The sequence below is a fragment of the Roseicella sp. DB1501 genome (assembly GCF_013112485.1).
Classification (GTDB): Bacteria; Pseudomonadota; Alphaproteobacteria; order Acetobacterales; family Acetobacteraceae; genus Paracraurococcus.
This window is the reverse complement of sequence record NZ_JABFHG010000004.1, coordinates 178,726-194,676: the sequence shown is the minus strand read 5'-3', so window position 1 is coordinate 194,676 and position 15,951 is coordinate 178,726. Positions and strand designations below refer to the sequence as shown.

The following is a 15,951-nucleotide window of genomic DNA, read 5'->3' as shown; positions in this document are numbered from 1 at the left end:
CGCCTCGCCCTGTCAGGAGAACACCCCATGCCGTCCTTCCCGCGCCTCGCCGGCGCGTTGCTCGCCAGCACCCTGCCCGGCCTTGCCCTGGCCCAGACCCAAATCCCGACTCAGGCCCAGGCCGAACCCGCCACGCTGCTCTCGGACGCGTCCAGCAGCCCCGTGCTCACCCTGCCCGAGACCGAGGTGATCGGGCGGGCGCCCGGCTCCCTCACCGTCCCATCGGTCGCAGACCAGCGCGCGCAGATCGAGCAGGCGCCCGCCGCCGTCCGCTTCCTCGATTCGGAGCAGTTCGAGAACCGCCGCGCCTTCAATCTGCGCGACATGCTGCAGGAGACGCCCGGCGTCTTCGTGCAGGAGCGCTACGGGCAGGAGCTGCGGCTCTCCGTCCGTGGCTCCGGCATCGCCCGCGGCTTCCACCTGCGCGGCATCGAGGTGCTGCAGGACGGCATTCCGGTGAACCTGGCCGACGGGTCGGGGGATTTCTACCAGATCGACCCGCTCGCCATCCGCAGCGTCGGGGTCTATCCGGGCGGCAACGGCCTCGCCTTCGGCGCCTCCACGCTCGGCGGCGCCATCAACTTCACCACTCCGACGGCCTATACCGCCGAGGCGGCGAACATCCTGCGCGCCGAGGCCGGCACCTTCGGCACCTGGCGCCTCTCCGGCCAGGTCTCGCGCAATTTCGGCGATGCCGATGCCCTCGCCAACTACTCGCATTTCTCCACGGATGGCTGGCGGCAGCACAGCCGCGGCCAGTACGACCAGTTCAACGGCAATGTCGGCTACCGCCTCTCGGACAATGTCGAGACGCGCTTCTATGCCGGCGTCTACATCACCCGCCAGCAATTGCCCGGGGCCCTCACCCTCTCCCAGGCGCTGACCACGCCGACCATGGCGAACCCGGCCCAGGTCGCGCAGAACCAGGCCCGCAACGTCTGGGCCGAGCGCTTCGCCAACCGCACTTCGGTGCGGCTGGAGGCCGGGCAGATCGACATCGATTCCTGGATCATCCACAAATCGCTCTACCACCCGATCTTCCAGGTGGTGGACCAGGACGGGCTGACCTGGGGCATCGCGCCGCACTGGTCGCACAGCTTCACCATCGGCGGGCTGCGGGACGAGATCATCCTGGGCGGCCGCTACTACGCCGGCAACAACGACGCGCTGCAATACGTCAACCTCCGCGGCTCCCGCGGCGCGCTCACCGCGAACGGCGTGCAGAGCGCCAGGAATTACGAGCTCTTCCTAGAAAATCGGCTCTGGGTCGCGCCCTCCCTCGCCCTCGTCGCCGGCGCCAAGGCGCTGCGCAACGACCGCGACTACGAGAACCGGCTGAACGGCCAGCGCTACAGCCGCACCTATGACGGCTTCAACCCGAAGCTCGGCCTGCTGTGGCAGCCGCGGACGGAGCTGCAATTCTTCACCAACATCACCCGCAGCCAGGACGTGCCGGACTTCTCAGACCAGTTGCAGACGGTCGGCATCCGGCCGGTCTGGGTGCCGCTCGACTCGCAGCGCGCCTGGACGGTCGAGCTCGGCACGCGCGGCCGCTTCGACCGCGGCGGCTGGGACGTGACGCTGTTCCGCAGCAACCTGCGCGGCCAGCTCCTGCAATATTCGTTGAATCCCTCGATCCCGGCCAACACCTTCAATGCCGGCACCACCGTCAACCAGGGCGTGGAACTCGCCGCGCGCTACGATCTGGCGCAGGGGCTGTTCGACACAGGGGACCGGCTGACCCTCGGCCAGGTCTGGACCTTCAACGACTTCCGCTTCCGGGGCGACCGCCAGTACGGCGACAACCGCATCGCCGGCCTGCCGCCGCATGTGCTGCGGACCAGCCTCGCCTATGCGCAGCCGGACCGCTTCTTCCTGCGCCCGGCGCTGGACTGGGTGCCGCAGGGGGCCTGGGCGGACTACGCCAACACGCTGCGCGGCAACAGCTACATCAAGCTCGGCCTGGAGGCGGGGGTGACGGTGGCGCCCGGCATCACCCTCTTCCTCGATGCCCGCAACCTGACCAACAAGCGCTACGTCTCCGACGTCTCGACCATCATCAACGCCCAGGCCCCGGGGGCGAACACGGCGGTCTTCTATCCCGGCGAAGGCCGGAGCCTCTATGTCGGGACCCGTTTCACCTTCTGACCGGGCCGCGGGAGGCCGGCCCCCGCAACCGGCACCGGCGCCCGGCCGCTTGTAGCCGCCCTTGCGGTTGGCTACAGCGGAAAGGTCCGGACCCGGACACCTTCCGCCGCCCCTCGCCGCGGCCGGGGCCGCGGTCCCGCCGCTGGAACGAGAGACAGCCCCGCGCGGCCACCCCAGGCGCCGCCAAGGCGGCGGTCGGGGAGGATGCATGCTGACGCTGCTCGCCTATTCCATGGTGCTGGTCTTCATGGTGCTGATCATGACGGACCGGCTCTCGGCGCTGCTGGCGCTGATCCTCGTCCCCGTCGCCTTCGCCCTGCTCGCGGGCTTCGGCGGCGAGATCGGCAAGATGGTGCTGGACGGGATCCGCAACCTGGCGCCGACCGGCGTGCTGCTGCTCTTCGCCATCCTCTATTTCGGCATCATGATCGATGCCGGGCTCTTCGACCCGGTGGCGCGGACGGTGCTGCGCTTCGTCGGCGGCGACCCGGTGAAGATCGTGATGGGCACGGTGGTGCTCGCCTCCATCGTCTCGCTCGATGGCGACAGCTCGACCAGCTACCTCATCACCACCACCGCCATGCTGCCGCTCTACCGGCGGCTCGGCATGCGGCCGCTGACGGCCGCCTGCGTCATCATGCTGGCGGCGGGCAATATGAACCTCACCCCCTGGGGCGGGCCGACGGCGCGCGCCGCCAGCGCGCTGCATGTCGATGCCAATGCGCTCTTCGTGCCGCTGATCCCGACCATGGTCGCCTGCTTCGGATTTGCCCTCTTCGTCGCCTGGGTGCTGGGGCGGCAGGAGCGGGCACGGATCGGCGTCGCCAACCTGCCGGGGCTGGACGAGGTGCCGGCGCCGACCGGGGGCGTGGTCGATACGGTCGAGCCGCTGCCGCCGGAGCGGCGGCCGCATCTGCTCTGGGTGAATTTCGGCCTGACCGTGGTGCTCATGGCCGGCCTGCTGCTCGGCATCCTGCCGCTGCCGTTGCTCTTCATGATCGGCTTCGCGGTGGCGACGGCGATCAACTACCCCAACCTCGCCGAGCAGAAGCGGCGCATCGCCGCGCATGCGCCGAACGTGCTGGCGGTGGTCTCGCTGATCTTCGCCGCCGGCGTCTTCACCGGCATCCTCTCCGGCACCGGGATGGTGGAGGCGATGGCGCGCAGCGTCACCGCCATCATCCCCGACAGCGCCGGCCGCTTCGTGCCGCTGATCACGGCGCTGGTCAGCATCCCCTTCACCTTCCTGATCTCCAACGACGCCTTCTATTTCGGCATCCTTCCCATCCTGGCCGAGGCCGGCAGCAATTTCGGCCATGGTGCCGAGGCGATCGGCCGCGCCTCGCTGGTCGGGCAGCAGGTGCATCTGCTGAGCCCGCTGGTCGCCTCGACCTATCTGCTGGTCGGGCTCTGCGAGGTGGATTTCGGCGCGCATCAGCGTTTCACCCTACCCTGGGCGCTCTGCGCGGCGATGGTGATGCTGCTCGCGGGCGGGCTGGTCGGCGCCTTCCCGCTGTTCTGACACGCAGCGCGGCCCTCAGCCGAGCAGCAGCAGCCCCAGCACGCCGCCGCCCGCCAGCACCCAGAGCGGGCTCCAGCTCGTCCGCCAGACGAAGAGGGTGGAGGCGGCGACGATGACGAGCGGCAGCAGGCCGAACTGGCTGGAGGCCTCGGCCATCACCAGCCCCGCCGCCAGCAGCAGCCCGACCGCGATGGGCACCAGCCCGGCCTGCGCCGGCTTCAGCCAGGCGGCGCCGCGCAGCCGGTGCAGCAGCCCGGCCATGCACCAGGCGAGGATCGCCGAGGGCAGCAGCATGCCGAGCGTCGCCATGGCCATGCCGCCCCAGGCGGCGACGCGCCAGCCCATGACGCTGGCGACCAGGATGTTCGGCCCCGGCGCCGCCTGGGCCAGCGCATAGAGCTGGGAGAAGGTGGCGTCGTCCATCCAGCCGCGCAGCTCGACGAGCTGGCGGTGCATCTCCGGCAGCACCGCATTGGCGCCGCCCACCGCGACCAGGGACAGGATCGAGAAGGTGACCAGGATCTGCAGCAGCAGCGCCATCAGGAGGTCGCCTTGCGCAGGATGAGCCCGGCCCGCCAGAGCGAGGCGGTGATGGAAAGCGGCGCCAGGGCCAGCACGATCAGCGGCAGGGAGAGACGGAGCCAGGCGGCGCAGAAGGTGGCGACGAGCAGCAGCAGCACCGCCTCCGGCGCCAGCTTCAGCTTGCCCGCCATCTTGCAGGCGGTGCCGATCACCATGCCGGCCGCGGCGGCGGCGATGCCGGCCATCACCGGCCTGACCTCCGGCAGCCGGCCGTAGCGGTCATAGAGCAGGCAGAGCGCGATCAGGATGATCAGCGGCGCGCAGTAGATGCCGGCGGTGGCCAGCAGGGCGCCGGGGAGGCCGTGGAAGCGCCGGCCGATCATGACCGCGGCATTGCCGACATTCGGCCCCGGCAGCACCTGGCCGAGCCCGAGCACCTCGGCGTATTCGCGCTCGGTGAGCCAGCGCCGCTCCTCGACGATGACCCGCCGCGCCCAGGCGGCGACGCCGCCGAAGCCGAACAGCCCGATCTTCACATAGCCAAGGAAGAGATCGGGCCGGCTGGGCGTCACGGTCGCGGGCGGGCTGGAATCGGGCGCTGCGGGCAAGGCATGTGTCTCCGGTCGCCCGGCCCCTGGGGCCCGGCCTGCGATTCGCATCGGCGGGGTCGGTGGGACGGCGGGGCCAATCCTGCCGGGGGCCGTCCCGCCGCCATGCTCGCCGGAAAGCGCCGGGGCGTCCATCACCCCCCCGGCGCCGGACTCAGCCCTGGCCGAGGGCCGGGCCGTGCGGGTCGTTATGGACCCGCCGCAGCCGCCAGCCGAGGCTGATGAGCAGGATGCCGGCGACGACCGCCTCGATGCCGACGATCCAGATCAGCGCCAGCAGGCCGGGGCCGGGATTCACCAGCAGCCAGAAGCCGAAGAACACGCTGACCGCCCCGAACAGCCCCATCAGCACGCTTTTCAGGCGGAAGGCGAGGACGAGGCGGAAGGCGCCGATCATGATGCTCCAGATGCCGGTGATGAAGACCAGCATCATCGCCGAGAGACCGGGCAGGAAAAGGATGGCGGCGGCCGCGGCGAGGGAGGCGATGCCGTCCAGCCAGAACCAGAAGCCGTGCCGCTCCGGCGGGCCCTTGACCGCCTGATAGAGGGTCGAGACGCCGTCGATCGCCATCCAGGCCGCGAGCATCCCGAGCATGAAGGCGAGGCCCATGCCGGGGGCGAGGAAGGCGAGGAGGCCGAAGAGGATGGCCACCACGCCCCGCAGGACGAAGACCCACCAGCCCCGGGCCATCAGGCGGATGAGCGGGAATCGCCCCGGCGGCGCGCCCGGGATGGGGCTCGGCGTTGCCGTATCGGTGCCAGACATCGGTTGGTCTCCTCGGCTGCGTGGCCAGGACAGCGGATCGCGGACGGGCAGGGATTGCCCTGGCGCAGGAGCTCCTCGCCCGCGGATCACGGCCCTCGGTGGCCTGGCCTCCGGGACATGGCCGCCCTCCGCTGTAGAACGCCCGCGCGGGAGGCGGCCAGTGAGAAGAATGTTGCGAAGAACGTCCCAGGGCATGATCCGGAGCCCGTTTCGGTCGCGCGAGCCGCAGGTGTCGATGATCTTGCGGGCGGCGACACCGCCCTTGGGGCGCCTGCGCCGCGCACCCGCCGCCCGACGCGGCAGGACGAGGATGATTCTTTCCGCCTGATGGCGAGCAAGCAACGATCAGTGCCGGCGCATGTAAGAGGTCGTGCTGCGCCGCCACGAACGGAGCACTGTGGTCCCTGGGCAACATGAGTCGGCTTCGGCGGCGGCTGCCGCGACTTTGCCCTCTTGCTGCCCTCCCGAGCACCCAACCTCTCGCAAAACTTCATTTGTCTAAGTGATGCGAGCGTGTGTCATGCCGCACAGCATCGTGTAGGCGGACCTGCGAATATTCGTTGGCAGATCGCACAGGAGATCGCGTATCCAGTATCACAAGTTGAGCGGTGATGCTTTTTTTAAGCGTCTGCGTGCAACGTCCTGGATCGCCCATGAAGGAGAGTGCCATGACCATCGCCCGCCCCATCCTGATCGTCGAGGACGACGAGGCCCTGCGTGCCAGCCTGGCGGAACAGATCGCCATGGAGGGTGATTTCATCGTCGACGAGGCGAGCTCGGCGGCCGAGGCGATGGCCAAGCTCGCCAATGCCGAGACCCGGTACGATGCCATCCTGCTCGATATCGGCCTGCCCGACGCCGATGGCCGCGATGTCTGCGCCCGCCTCCGCCGCGACGGCCAGCGCATGCCGATCATCATGCTGACCGGCGCCGATGCCGAGCAGGACGTGGTGCGGGGCCTCGACAGCGGCGCCAACGACTACATCGCCAAGCCCTTCCGCCTCTCCGAGCTTCTCGCCCGGCTCCGCGCCCAGCTCCGCGTGTTCGACAACTCCGAGGACGCGACCTTCACCATCGGCCACTACCTGTTCCGCCCGAGCGTGCGGCTGCTGGTCGATCCGGCGAAGAACCGCAAGGTGCGCCTGACCGACAAGGAATGCCGCATCCTGAAGTACCTGCTGCGGGCCAATGCGGCGCCGGTGAACCGCGCCACGCTGCTCGCCGATGTCTGGGGCTTCAACAGCGGCGTCACCACCCACACGCTGGAGACGCACATCTATCGCCTGCGGCAGAAGATGGAGGCCGATCCGGCGAACCCGCAGCTCCTGCTCACCGATCGCGGCGCCTACCGGCTTGAGCCACGGGCCGGCGAACGTCTCGCAGCCTGAGACGTTCTGCGCGCCTGTCGTATCTATTAGGCGCGATTAAAATTTTTGTGATACACCGCCGGACGTAGCGGCTCGGCGGGACGGCCCCCCCAGGAAGGCCATCCCGATCCGGCCGCGGGTCCGGAGTACGGAGTTGCAGACAGACGCGGCGGTCAAGGTCGGCAGGCCAGCCTGGTGGATGCACCGGGCCGGGCTTGTCATGACGGCCGCCCTGGTACTGCTCCTCTGGCTGCTCGTCCATATCGCCGTGCAGTCGGAGTTCCGCCGGGCGGCGAAGGCCGGCTGGCAGAGCTCGGCCACCCTCGCCCGCACCCTGGAATCGAGCGTCGCCGGCCGGCTGCGCGGGATCGAGAGCATCCTCCGCTTCGGCGCCGCGCTGCATGCCCGCGACGCCGCCGGCTTCTCCATCCCCGCCTGGCTCGGGATCGATCCGGATCCTGACATCCTCGATGCCGCCATCCTCGGCCCCGATGGCCGCATCCGCCTCTCCCGCTCGGCGCTGTCCGCCGATCCAGCGACGCTGCGCGACCGCTCGATCGTCACCGCCATCCTGGCCGATCCGCAGCAGGACAGGCTGGAGGTCGGCGCGCTGCATCCGACCGGCAACGGCCGGACGGCCCTCGACATCGCCTGGCCGATGCGCGACGCCGCGGGCGGCTTCGTCGGCATCATCCTGGTCAGCCTCGACAGCGCCGCCTTCACCCGCCTCTACCGCCAGCTCGAGCTGCGGGATGCGGTCATCGCGCTCTTCGGGCTGGATGGCGCGCTGCGCGCCCGCGTCCCCCGGCCGGTCAGCCTGGTCGGCGCCGTGGTCCCGCCGGCCAGCATCGCGGCCTTCCGCGCCGGTGCGACGGAGACGACGCGGCGTGCGGTGGGCCCGTTCGACGGGATCGACCGCTTCTTCGCCTATCACCGGGTCGAGGGGCGCCCGCTCATCGTCGCCGTCGGGCTCGCCGCCGATTCGGTGCTGGCCCCGGCCCGCGAGGAGCAGCGCGAGCTCATCGCCGTCGGCGCCCTCGTCACCTTCGGCATCGCCGCCATCTGGCTGACCGTCCTGCATTTCCGCCGGCAGGAGGCGCGCTCGCGGGCGCAGCTTGAGGCGGTGATCTCGCATGTCGGCCAGGGGATCATGATGATCGATCCCGGCCGCCGGGTGGCGGTCGCCAACAGCCAGGTCGCCGAGATGCTCGACCTGCCGCCGGCGCTCGTCGTGCCCGGCCGGCGGATCGAGGATATCGTCGACTGGCAGGCCCGCGCCGGGGAGTTCGGCGGCGGCCCGGCGCCCCACACCCATATCGACAGCCTCGGCGGCCCCGGCTCCCCGCCCTTCGTGACCGTGCGGAGCCGGCCGGATGGCCGCATCCTCGAGATCCGCACGAATTACGCCAGCGACGGCAGCCATGTGCGGACCTTCACCGACATCACCGAGGCGCGGCACGGGGCCGAGGCCCTCGCCGCCGCCCGCGACCGGGCCCTGGCGGCCGAGGCGGCGATGACGGCGGCCTTCGAGAGCGTCCCGCATGGCGTGATGCTGGTGGATGCCGAGAACCGCGTGCGGGTGATCAACCAGGCCGCGATCGACCTCGCCGGGCTGCCGCCGGAACTCGCCCGGCCCGGGACCTCGATCGAGGACATGATCCGCTACCAGAACGCGACCGGCGAGACCGATCCCGACAGCGAGGAGATCCGGCGCTCCTGGGACGCCATCCAGAACCGGACCGAGTCCGGCCTCGCCTATCAGCGGGTGAAGCCGGATGGCCGCGTGGTGGAGGTGCGGACGACCTTCCTCGCGGACGGACGCTTCATCCGCACCTTCACCGATGTCAGCGCGCATCACGCCGCGCTGCGGGCGGAGGCGGCGGCGCTCGACGAGGCGCTGGTCGCCCGCGCCGCCCTCGCCGCAGCCTTCGAGAATGCGCCGATCGGCATCGCCTTGGTCGATGCCGGGCAGCGCCTGGCCTTCATCAACGGCGTGGCGATCGAGCTGCTGGACCTGCCGCCGGCGCTGACGCAGCCGGGCACGCCGATGCCGGAGATCCTGCAGCATGCGATCGGCCCGGCCGGGGAGGACGATGCCCGCCCCATGCCGGCAGCCACGGAGCCGGCCGCCCCGGCCGCGGAGGCGGCCAGCGAAGCCGGGGCCAGCGAACCCGCCCCCGTCATGCGGCGGACACGCCAGGGCCGCATCATGGAGCTGCGGGTCCGGTCCCTGCCCGATGGCCGCACCCTGCATACCTTCAGCGACGTCACCGCCCGCCAGGTCGCCCTGCAAGCGCAGCAGGCGGCGCGGCTGGCGGCCGAGGCGGCGCTCCGCAGCCGCACCGAATTCCTGGCGATCGTCAGCCACGAGCTGCGCACGCCCCTCAACGCGGTGATCGGGCTGACCGACGTGTTGCTGGCGCACGACCCCCGGCCCGACCAGGTGGCGGACCTGCAGATGGTCGTCGAGGCAGGGCGGCAGCTGCTCGGCCTGGTGGACGACATCCTCGACGTCACCCGGCTCGAGCGGGGGCGGCTGGTGCTGCGCGAGGGGGTCTTCGATCCGCGCGCGACGCTGGCCGACATGGCCCGGCTGATCGCCCCCCGCGCCAGGGCGAAGCGGCTGGATTTCGTGCTGCTGCTCGATCCGGGCCTGCCGCAGGCGGTCGTCGGCGACGAGGAGCGGCTGCGGCAGGTCCTGCGCAAGCTGCTGGACAACGCCGTGAAGTTCACCGATGCCGGCCGCATCTCGCTGGAGGCGGCGGCGCTCGAGGAGGATGCCGCGGGCTGGCGGCTCGGCATCGTCGTGGCCGATACCGGCATCGGCATCCCGCCGGAGACCGAGGCGCGGCTCTTCGAGCCCTTCTCCCAGGCCGACAGCTCGGTGGCGCGGCGCTTCGGCGGCCTCGGCCTCGGCCTGGCGATCAGCCGGATGCTGCTCGAGAGCATGGGCGGCAGCATCACCGTGGAGACGGTGCCGGAGATGGGCAGCCGCTTCCGCATCATGCTGCCGCTGCGCCGTCCCTGCGCCGCCCGCGCCGCGCCGGAGACGCTGATGCGACGCTCGGCCGCCGGCGGCTGAGCCGGGCGGGCGCAGCGTGCGGCCCCGAGGCGTCCGGTTTGTCAGCGATGTCGTGCAGGAGGGGGGATGGTGGAGCTGAGCGGGATCGAACCGCTGGCCTCGTCATTGCGAACGACGCGCTCTCCCAACTGAGCTACAGCCCCGTGCCATCGCCCCGCGGCTTGGGGTCCGCGGGGAGCGGCGATATGCCCCAGCCCGCCCGGCAGGTCAAGCGTGCCGCGGCGATTTCCCCGCCGGACCGGTCCGGCCGGTGCGGATCGGGGGGGGCGTGAGCACCCGAATGCCTGCCGCAGCCGTGGCGCGCTTGTCGCAACCCGGCTGCGTCACTAGGTTGCGCCGGCGTTTCTGGCGGGACCGGCGATGTTTCTCGACGTGGTTTTCTTCCTGGCGAGCGCGGTGCTCGACCTGCTGTGGTGGGCGGTCCTGCTCGCGGTGATCATGCAGATGCTGATCCAGTTCGGCGTGCTCGACACGCGGAACCGCCTGGTCTGGACGATCGCCGATTTCCTCTATCGGGTGACCGAGCCGCTCTTCGGCCGCATCCGGCGGGTGCTGCCGAATTTCGGGCCGCTCGACCTCTCGCCGCTGGTGGTGCTGCTGCTCATCACCGCCTGCAAGATGCTGCTCGCCGCGACCGCCAACGCCCTGCTGCGGAACGGGATGTACTTCTGAGCCATGTGGTGGCGGGCCCGCGCCGACGGCGTCACGGTCCGTATCCGGGTGCAGCCGCGGGCGCGGCGGGCCGGGCTGCAGGGCTTCGTCCCCGGGGCCGATGGGCCGCGGCTTAAGATTTCGGTGACCGAAGCGCCGGAGGATGGCCGCGCCAACCGTGCGGTCTGCGCCGCCCTGGCCCGTGCCCTGGGCATGCCGCCCTCGGTCGCAACGGTTGAACAGGGGGGCGCAGGACGGGAGAAGGTGGTCTTCGTGGCCGGCAACCCGGAGGCGCTCGGCGAAAGGCTGGAGGCGCTGGTATGAACTCCCCCGCGACGGGGCGCATCATCGATGGCAAGGCAGTGGCGGCGCGGCTGCGTGAGCAGCTCGCGGCACGGATCGCCACCCTGCCCTTCCGGCCCGGCCTGCGCGTGGTGCGCGTCGGCGAGGATCCGGCGAGCGGCGTCTATGTCCGAAACAAGGACCGCGCCGCCGCCGCCGCCGGCTTCGACAGCGCCACCATCCACCTGCCGGCCGATTGCCGGGAATCCGACCTGCTCATGCTGGTCGAGGATCTCAACATCGACCCGGCGGTGGACGGCATCCTGGTGCAATTGCCGCTGCCGCCGCAGATCCGCCCGGACAGGGTGATCGCCGCCATCGATCCGGCGAAGGATGTCGACGGCTTCCATCCGGTGAATGCCGGCCGGCTCGCCACGCAGCAGCCCGGCCTCGTCCCCTGCACGCCGAAAGGTGTCATGCACCTGCTGCGCGAGGCGGGAACACCCCTGCGCGGCGCCCGCGCCGTGGTGCTCGGCCGCAGCCAGATCGTCGGCCGGCCGATGGCGCAGCTTCTCCTCGCCGCCGATTGCACGGTGACCATGGCGCATTCCCGTACCCGCGACCTGCCCGGCGAGTGTCGGCGGGCCGAGATCCTGGTGGCCGCGGTCGGCCGACCGGGGCTGGTGCGCGGCGACTGGATCGGCGAGGGGGCGGTGGTCATCGATATCGGCATCAACCGCGGCGCCGATGGCAAGCTCGTCGGCGACGTCGCCTTCGCCGAGGCCTTGCCGCGAGCGGCGGCCATCACGCCGGTGCCCGGCGGGGTGGGGCCGATGACCATCGCCTGCCTGCTCGAGAACACGCTGGAAGCGGCGCTCGCCCGCCGCAGCCATGCCATGGGCCTGTCGGAGGGGCTGTCGCACGGGCCAGCCAACCGATGAAGCTCTACCGGCTTCTGCGCCTGCTGGGCGCGGTGGCGTTGCTCGCCGCGGCGCTGATGGCGCTGCTCTGGCTGCCAAGCCCGACCATCCCGGAATGGCTCCGCATCGCCGGCCTCGCCGTGCCGGCCCTGCTGCTGCTGCTGCTGAGCCGCGCCCTGCGACGGGCCCAGAAGACCTCGGGCTGACGCCGTTCGGCGACGGCACTGCCGCCGCCTTCGCAGAGATATGGCAACGATCCAGGCCGGCGCGGTCGGGTCGACCGCCGCCCGGACTGCCAGCGGGCGACGCAAGCGCCGGCTGAAACGGGCCGGATCGCGACCGTTGCGGCCCAGGAAATTGCAGATAATCCACAAAATAATTGAATCGGGTAGGGAGCAAACCAGGGTCGGAATCATTAGATGGGCTGCGGATTGTTGTCGCTTGCCCTTCCCCCAACCGGGCAGGCGCAACTGCCCTGCCGACCGTCCCCCCCCAAAGCGCCGGTAGGGCCGGCCCCCTGCTTTCCCCAAAGCAGGGGGCTATCCCCCTTCCCGATGGCTATCGGGCAGGCCCGTATCAGCGGCGAGGCGCAGCGCCTTTCATCACCGCCGCCATGGCGCGGTCGCGCGGATCGGCACTCGACGCCAGCCCGGCCTCCGCCCCCGCCCGATCGGCCGCGTCCCGGTTCTGGCTGAGCTTGCGCTTGCCGATTAGCCGCTCGATCCGCAACGACACGCCGAGGATGCCCTTGAGCTGCCCGGCGACGAAGGCCGCCGGCGCATCCTCCACTGACCAGGGCCGCGGCTGCGCCGCCTCCTGCCGCTCGGTGAGGAGCGAGACGATGGCGTGCAGCCGCGCCGGCTCGTCGATCATCTCGACCGTGCCCTCGACATGCACGGCCTCGTAATTCCAGGTCGGCACCACCCGGTGATGCTCGGCCTTCGATGGATACCAATTGGGCGAGACATAGGCTTCGGCGCCGCGGAAGATGGCGAGCGCCCGGCCGGCCTCGCGCAGCGCGGCGGCATGCGGGTTGGCGCGCGCGAGATGGCCGAGCAGGACGCCCTGCTCCTCGATCAGCAGCATCGGCAGATGCGTCACGTCCGGCACGCCGGTGGCGCCGTTGGAGACGAGCAGCGCCAAGCGGGCCTCGCGGATCAGGCCGTAGAGGATATCCGGGCGGTCTTCCCGGAAGGCGGGCGGGTTGTACATGCGGCGCAGCCTGCCCGAGCCAGGGATGGCTCCGCAACGGCGGCTACAGCGGAGCAGCGTTCAAGATTGAACGCTGCTCCACTATCATCTGTTGCTTCCAGAGTAGATCCACGCATCCGGGCGTTCACGCCCTCTCGCGATCTGCTCCAGCATGGGGCGGGGTTGCGCCCGCCGCGGAACTTCAATCCCAGGTCCTGGACCTGGCCGGCGGCTCAGGTCTTCGAATCGCGCTCGGTCCGTTCCGCGGCGCGCTCGGTGGCCTCACGATCATCGATCGGCCGGCCCTTAGGACGTGCGTCGCCCGCGGCCTGATCGGGCCCGGCTTCGCCGGAGGCGTCCTGGCCCTTCTCCTGCGGCGTCCAGCCCGGCTCGCCGGTTCCCTTGCCGTGGTCCTTCGGAGGCGTCGGCTTCGCCATATCCCTCTCCGTCCTTTGGTCGGCGGAACGCGGGGGAGGAAGGGGCAGTTCCGGATCAGCGCAGTCCCGCCGCCGGCGCTTCGGGCGGCCCCGCCGCCGGCGCTTCAGGCGGCAGCGCCTCGAGATAGGCCCGCACATAGGGCGCCATGGCGGGGTCGCGCAGCGCCATGGCGGGATGCTGGAAGCCGGCCTCGACCACCTCGCGCCGATCGGGGCGCAGCACCGGCTCCGCCGCCAGCCTCGCCTCGAAGACCTGCACGTGATCGAGGCACCCCTCGAAGCGCAGCGTCACCTCGCGGGCGAGGCGCAACCGCTCCGGCGGCAGGTCGAGGCCGGTCTCCTCGCGCAGTTCGCGGCAGGCGGCGAGGACGGGTGCCTCGTCCCGGCGCAGCCCGCCGCCCGGAAAGGTCGCGCCCGGCCGGTAGGACTGGCGCAGGATCAGTACCCGCGGGCCGCACCAGAGGGCGACCACCACGCCATGCCGCTCCGGACGCCGCAGCGCCCACCAGAGCCGGGCCGCCGGGTAGGCCAGACGGTAGGCCAGCCGCCAGGCGGCATCGGCGAGGGGGCGGGGCGCCTCGGGCAGCGGGTCGCCGGCGCTCAGAAGGCGCGGCCGGCGACCGTCTCGCCGATCGCCGGCACCACCGCCCCGACCAGCGTGCGGATCAGCGCCGCCTGGTCGCTGCCCTGCCGGTCGCAGGAGAGCACCGCGGTCCAGATCACCCGGCCCGTCGCCCGGTCCCGCAGCTCGACGCTGCCGGTCAGGCGTTGCGGCGGCGCACCGCCGCGCCGGCGGGATGAGGACCGGGGCGAGGAGAGGTCGCGCATCCAGGACAGGTCGTCGCCATCCGGATTGTTGTCGGCGTCGCGGAAGCTGAAGGGGTCGTTGCCACTGCGCCCGCCGCCCGGCGTCGAGAGGCCGCCGCGCCAGGAGAGCCGGTGCGTCGCCGGCTCGCCGAGGCGGTAGCCTGCCCGCCGCAGCGCCGCCTCGGTCGCGTCGCGCAGCGCCCGGCCAGTGGCGTCGTCGTTGCGGAGCGCGATGCCGAGCACGGCACCATGCGGCAGCGGCGCCAGCGTGGTCGCCGAGAGGTGGCCTGGGCAGGCATTCTGGGCGAGCGCCGCGCCCGGCCCGAGCAGCGCCGCCAGCAGGCCGGCGGCGGCCATCCGGCGCATCAGAGCCCGCCGCCCTTCCGCCCGGCCATGGCGCCGAGGCGCAGCCGCAGCGCGTTCAGCTTGATGAAGCCCTGGGCGTCGAACTGGTCGTAGGCGCCCTGGTCCTCCTCGAAGGTGACGTGCTTCATCGAGTAGAGGCTGTTGGGCGAGCGGCGGCCGGTGACGATGGTGTTGCCCTTGTAGAGCTTCAGCCGGACCTCGCCGTTGACGCTGTGCTGGCTGGCATCGGCCATGGCCTGCAGCATCCGCCGCTCCGGGCTGAACCAGAAGCCGTTATAGACCAGCTCCGCATAGCGCGGCATCAGGCTGTCCTTCAGATGGGCAGCCTCGCGGTCGAGGGTGATGCTCTCGATGGCGCGATGGGCGACATAGAGGATGGTGCCGCCCGGCGTCTCGTAGCAGCCGCGGCTCTTCATGCCGACGAAGCGGTTCTCGACCAGGTCGAGGCGGCCGATGCCGTTGGCCTTGCCAAGCGCGTTCAGCTCGGTCAGCAGCGCCGCGGGCATCAGGCGCCGGCCGTCGATGGCCACCGCATCGCCGCGCTCGAAGGCGATGGTAATCTCGGTCGGGATGTCGGGCGCGTCCTCGGGGCGGATGGTGCGCTGCCAGACCATCTCCGGCGGCTCGTCCCAGGGCTCCTCCAGCACCTTCCCCTCGCTGCTCGAGTGCAGCAGGTTGGCGTCCACGGAGAAGGGCGCCTCGCCGCGCTTGTCCTTGGCGATCGGGATCTGGTGCTGCTCGGCGAACTCGATGAGCTTGGTGCGGCTGGTCAGGTCCCATTCGCGCCAGGGGGCGATGACCTTCACCTCCGGCTTCAGGGCGTAGTAGCCGAGCTCGAAGCGCACCTGGTCGTTGCCCTTGCCGGTCGCGCCATGCGCTACGGCATCGGCGCCGACCTGCTCGGCGATCTCGATCTGCCGCTTGGCGATCAGCGGCCGGGCGATGGAGGTGCCGAGGAGGTACTGGCCCTCATAGAGCGCGTTCATCCGGAACATCGGGAAGACGAAGTCGCGGGTGAATTCCTCGCGCAGGTCGTCGATGAAGATGTTCTCCGGCTTGATGCCGAGGAGCAGCGCCTTGTCGCGGGCGGGGCCGAGCTCCTCGCCCTGGCCGAGATCGGCGGTGAAGGTCACCACCTCGCAGGCATAGGTGGTCTGCAGCCATTTCAGGATGACGCTGGTGTCGAGCCCGCCGGAATAGGCGAGGACCACCTTCTTCACGTCCTTCACGCGCATCGGGATCTTCCTTGGTCGGCCAGGGGGCGTTCCGTGGGAGCGCCCCC

At 71.0% G+C, this 15,951-nt stretch carries 16 protein-coding genes and 1 tRNA gene; 8 read left to right on the top strand and 9 right to left on the bottom strand.

Annotated elements, in window-relative coordinates; genetic code table 11:
- Nucleotides 1–27 precede the first annotated feature (27 nt).
- Together HJG45_RS09860 and HJG45_RS09855 are read left to right on the top strand one after the other, a co-directional pair.
- The gene (locus tag HJG45_RS09860; protein WP_171611958.1) at nucleotides 28–2,148 is read left to right on the top strand and encodes a TonB-dependent receptor domain-containing protein; all 2,121 of its coding nucleotides are present in this window, start codon (nucleotides 28–30) and stop codon (nucleotides 2,146–2,148) included.
- A 208-nt stretch (nucleotides 2,149–2,356) separates the two neighbouring features.
- Nucleotides 2,357–3,670, top strand: coding sequence for a CitMHS family transporter (locus HJG45_RS09855; protein WP_171611957.1), 1,314 nt, complete (start codon nucleotides 2,357–2,359; stop codon nucleotides 3,668–3,670).
- A 15-nt stretch (nucleotides 3,671–3,685) separates the two neighbouring features.
- On the opposite strand, the gene HJG45_RS09850 is transcribed toward HJG45_RS09855, so the two are convergent.
- The 3 genes from HJG45_RS09850 to HJG45_RS09840 form a co-directional block, all read right to left on the bottom strand.
- Nucleotides 3,686–4,210, bottom strand: a complete 525-nt coding sequence (locus HJG45_RS09850; protein ID WP_171611956.1) for a chromate transporter — start codon at nucleotides 4,208–4,210, stop codon at nucleotides 3,686–3,688.
- Nucleotides 4,210–4,800 carry a chromate transporter gene (locus HJG45_RS09845; protein ID WP_171611955.1) on the bottom strand — a complete coding sequence of 197 codons (591 nt, stop codon included), beginning with the start codon at nucleotides 4,798–4,800 and terminating at the stop codon, nucleotides 4,210–4,212. Before HJG45_RS09845 ends, HJG45_RS09850 begins: the two co-directional genes overlap by 1 nt.
- 154 nt (nucleotides 4,801–4,954) lie before the next feature.
- Nucleotides 4,955–5,566 (bottom strand): HdeD family acid-resistance protein, encoded by a 612-nt coding sequence (locus tag HJG45_RS09840; RefSeq protein WP_171611954.1) that lies wholly within the window; start codon nucleotides 5,564–5,566, stop codon nucleotides 4,955–4,957.
- A 668-nt stretch (nucleotides 5,567–6,234) separates the two neighbouring features.
- Here HJG45_RS09840 and HJG45_RS09835 point away from each other — a divergent pair.
- Together HJG45_RS09835 and HJG45_RS09830 are read left to right on the top strand one after the other, a co-directional pair.
- Nucleotides 6,235–6,954, top strand: a complete 720-nt coding sequence (locus HJG45_RS09835; protein WP_171611953.1) for a response regulator transcription factor — start codon at nucleotides 6,235–6,237, stop codon at nucleotides 6,952–6,954.
- A gap of 133 nt (nucleotides 6,955–7,087) precedes the next feature.
- Nucleotides 7,088–10,015 carry a PAS-domain containing protein gene (locus tag HJG45_RS09830; RefSeq protein ID WP_171611952.1) on the top strand — a complete coding sequence of 976 codons (2,928 nt, stop codon included), beginning with the start codon at nucleotides 7,088–7,090 and terminating at the stop codon, nucleotides 10,013–10,015.
- Between the two features lie 67 nt (nucleotides 10,016–10,082).
- On the opposite strand, the gene HJG45_RS09825 is transcribed toward HJG45_RS09830, so the two are convergent.
- Nucleotides 10,083–10,158 (bottom strand) — tRNA-Ala (locus HJG45_RS09825).
- Nucleotides 10,159–10,375: 217 nt separating this feature from the next.
- Here HJG45_RS09825 and HJG45_RS09820 point away from each other — a divergent pair.
- The 4 genes from HJG45_RS09820 to HJG45_RS09805 are packed head-to-tail and all read left to right on the top strand — an operon-like array spanning nucleotide 10,376 to nucleotide 12,074.
- Nucleotides 10,376–10,687, top strand: coding sequence for a YggT family protein (locus HJG45_RS09820; RefSeq protein ID WP_171611951.1), 312 nt, complete (start codon nucleotides 10,376–10,378; stop codon nucleotides 10,685–10,687).
- A 3-nt stretch (nucleotides 10,688–10,690) separates the two neighbouring features.
- Complete coding sequence (locus HJG45_RS09815) at nucleotides 10,691–10,990, top strand: DUF167 family protein (RefSeq protein WP_171611950.1); 300 nt, start codon at nucleotides 10,691–10,693, stop codon at nucleotides 10,988–10,990.
- Nucleotides 10,987–11,889 carry a bifunctional methylenetetrahydrofolate dehydrogenase/methenyltetrahydrofolate cyclohydrolase FolD gene (gene folD / locus HJG45_RS09810; RefSeq protein ID WP_171611949.1) on the top strand — a complete coding sequence of 301 codons (903 nt, stop codon included), beginning with the start codon at nucleotides 10,987–10,989 and terminating at the stop codon, nucleotides 11,887–11,889. Before HJG45_RS09815 ends, folD begins: the two co-directional genes overlap by 4 nt.
- Nucleotides 11,886–12,074 carry a hypothetical protein gene (locus HJG45_RS09805; RefSeq protein WP_171611948.1) on the top strand — a complete coding sequence of 63 codons (189 nt, stop codon included), beginning with the start codon at nucleotides 11,886–11,888 and terminating at the stop codon, nucleotides 12,072–12,074. Before folD ends, HJG45_RS09805 begins: the two co-directional genes overlap by 4 nt.
- A gap of 370 nt (nucleotides 12,075–12,444) precedes the next feature.
- On the opposite strand, the gene HJG45_RS09800 is transcribed toward HJG45_RS09805, so the two are convergent.
- From HJG45_RS09800 to HJG45_RS09780, 5 genes are all read right to left on the bottom strand, one after another.
- Nucleotides 12,445–13,080 (bottom strand): FMN-binding negative transcriptional regulator, encoded by a 636-nt coding sequence (locus tag HJG45_RS09800; RefSeq protein ID WP_171611947.1) that lies wholly within the window; start codon nucleotides 13,078–13,080, stop codon nucleotides 12,445–12,447.
- Between the two features lie 212 nt (nucleotides 13,081–13,292).
- Nucleotides 13,293–13,496: a hypothetical protein gene (locus HJG45_RS09795; protein ID WP_171611946.1), complete on the bottom strand. Its 204-nt coding sequence runs from the start codon at nucleotides 13,494–13,496 to the stop codon at nucleotides 13,293–13,295.
- Between the two features lie 55 nt (nucleotides 13,497–13,551).
- Nucleotides 13,552–13,971: an NUDIX hydrolase gene (locus HJG45_RS09790; RefSeq protein ID WP_171611945.1), complete on the bottom strand. Its 420-nt coding sequence runs from the start codon at nucleotides 13,969–13,971 to the stop codon at nucleotides 13,552–13,554.
- 125 nt (nucleotides 13,972–14,096) lie between these two features.
- Nucleotides 14,097–14,669, bottom strand: a complete 573-nt coding sequence (locus HJG45_RS09785) for a hypothetical protein (protein WP_171611944.1) — start codon at nucleotides 14,667–14,669, stop codon at nucleotides 14,097–14,099.
- A complete protein-coding gene (locus tag HJG45_RS09780; protein ID WP_171611943.1) occupies nucleotides 14,669–15,904 on the bottom strand; it encodes an argininosuccinate synthase in 1,236 nt (411 codons plus the stop codon). The genes HJG45_RS09785 and HJG45_RS09780 overlap by 1 nt, the downstream gene beginning before the upstream one ends.
- Nucleotides 15,905–15,951 lie beyond the last annotated feature (47 nt).

Excerpts from the sequence above, each read along its gene's own strand:
- HJG45_RS09860 (WP_171611958.1), top strand. The coding sequence starts at position 28 with ATGCCGTCCTTCCCGCGCCTCGCCGGCGCGTTGCTCGCCAGCACCCTG.
- HJG45_RS09855 (WP_171611957.1), top strand. The coding sequence starts at position 2,357 with ATGCTGACGCTGCTCGCCTATTCCATGGTGCTGGTCTTCATGGTGCTG.
- HJG45_RS09850 (WP_171611956.1), bottom strand. The coding sequence starts at position 4,210 with ATGGCGCTGCTGCTGCAGATCCTGGTCACCTTCTCGATCCTGTCCCTG.
- HJG45_RS09840 (WP_171611954.1), bottom strand. The coding sequence starts at position 5,566 with ATGTCTGGCACCGATACGGCAACGCCGAGCCCCATCCCGGGCGCGCCG.
- HJG45_RS09835 (WP_171611953.1), top strand. The coding sequence starts at position 6,235 with ATGACCATCGCCCGCCCCATCCTGATCGTCGAGGACGACGAGGCCCTG.
- HJG45_RS09820 (WP_171611951.1), top strand. The coding sequence starts at position 10,376 with ATGTTTCTCGACGTGGTTTTCTTCCTGGCGAGCGCGGTGCTCGACCTG.
- HJG45_RS09815 (WP_171611950.1), top strand. The coding sequence starts at position 10,691 with ATGTGGTGGCGGGCCCGCGCCGACGGCGTCACGGTCCGTATCCGGGTG.
- folD (WP_171611949.1), top strand. The coding sequence starts at position 10,987 with ATGAACTCCCCCGCGACGGGGCGCATCATCGATGGCAAGGCAGTGGCG.
- HJG45_RS09805 (WP_171611948.1), top strand. The coding sequence starts at position 11,886 with ATGAAGCTCTACCGGCTTCTGCGCCTGCTGGGCGCGGTGGCGTTGCTC.
- HJG45_RS09800 (WP_171611947.1), bottom strand. The coding sequence starts at position 13,080 with ATGTACAACCCGCCCGCCTTCCGGGAAGACCGCCCGGATATCCTCTAC.
- HJG45_RS09795 (WP_171611946.1), bottom strand. The coding sequence starts at position 13,496 with ATGGCGAAGCCGACGCCTCCGAAGGACCACGGCAAGGGAACCGGCGAG.
- HJG45_RS09785 (WP_171611944.1), bottom strand. The coding sequence starts at position 14,669 with ATGCGCCGGATGGCCGCCGCCGGCCTGCTGGCGGCGCTGCTCGGGCCG.
- HJG45_RS09780 (WP_171611943.1), bottom strand. The coding sequence starts at position 15,904 with ATGCGCGTGAAGGACGTGAAGAAGGTGGTCCTCGCCTATTCCGGCGGG.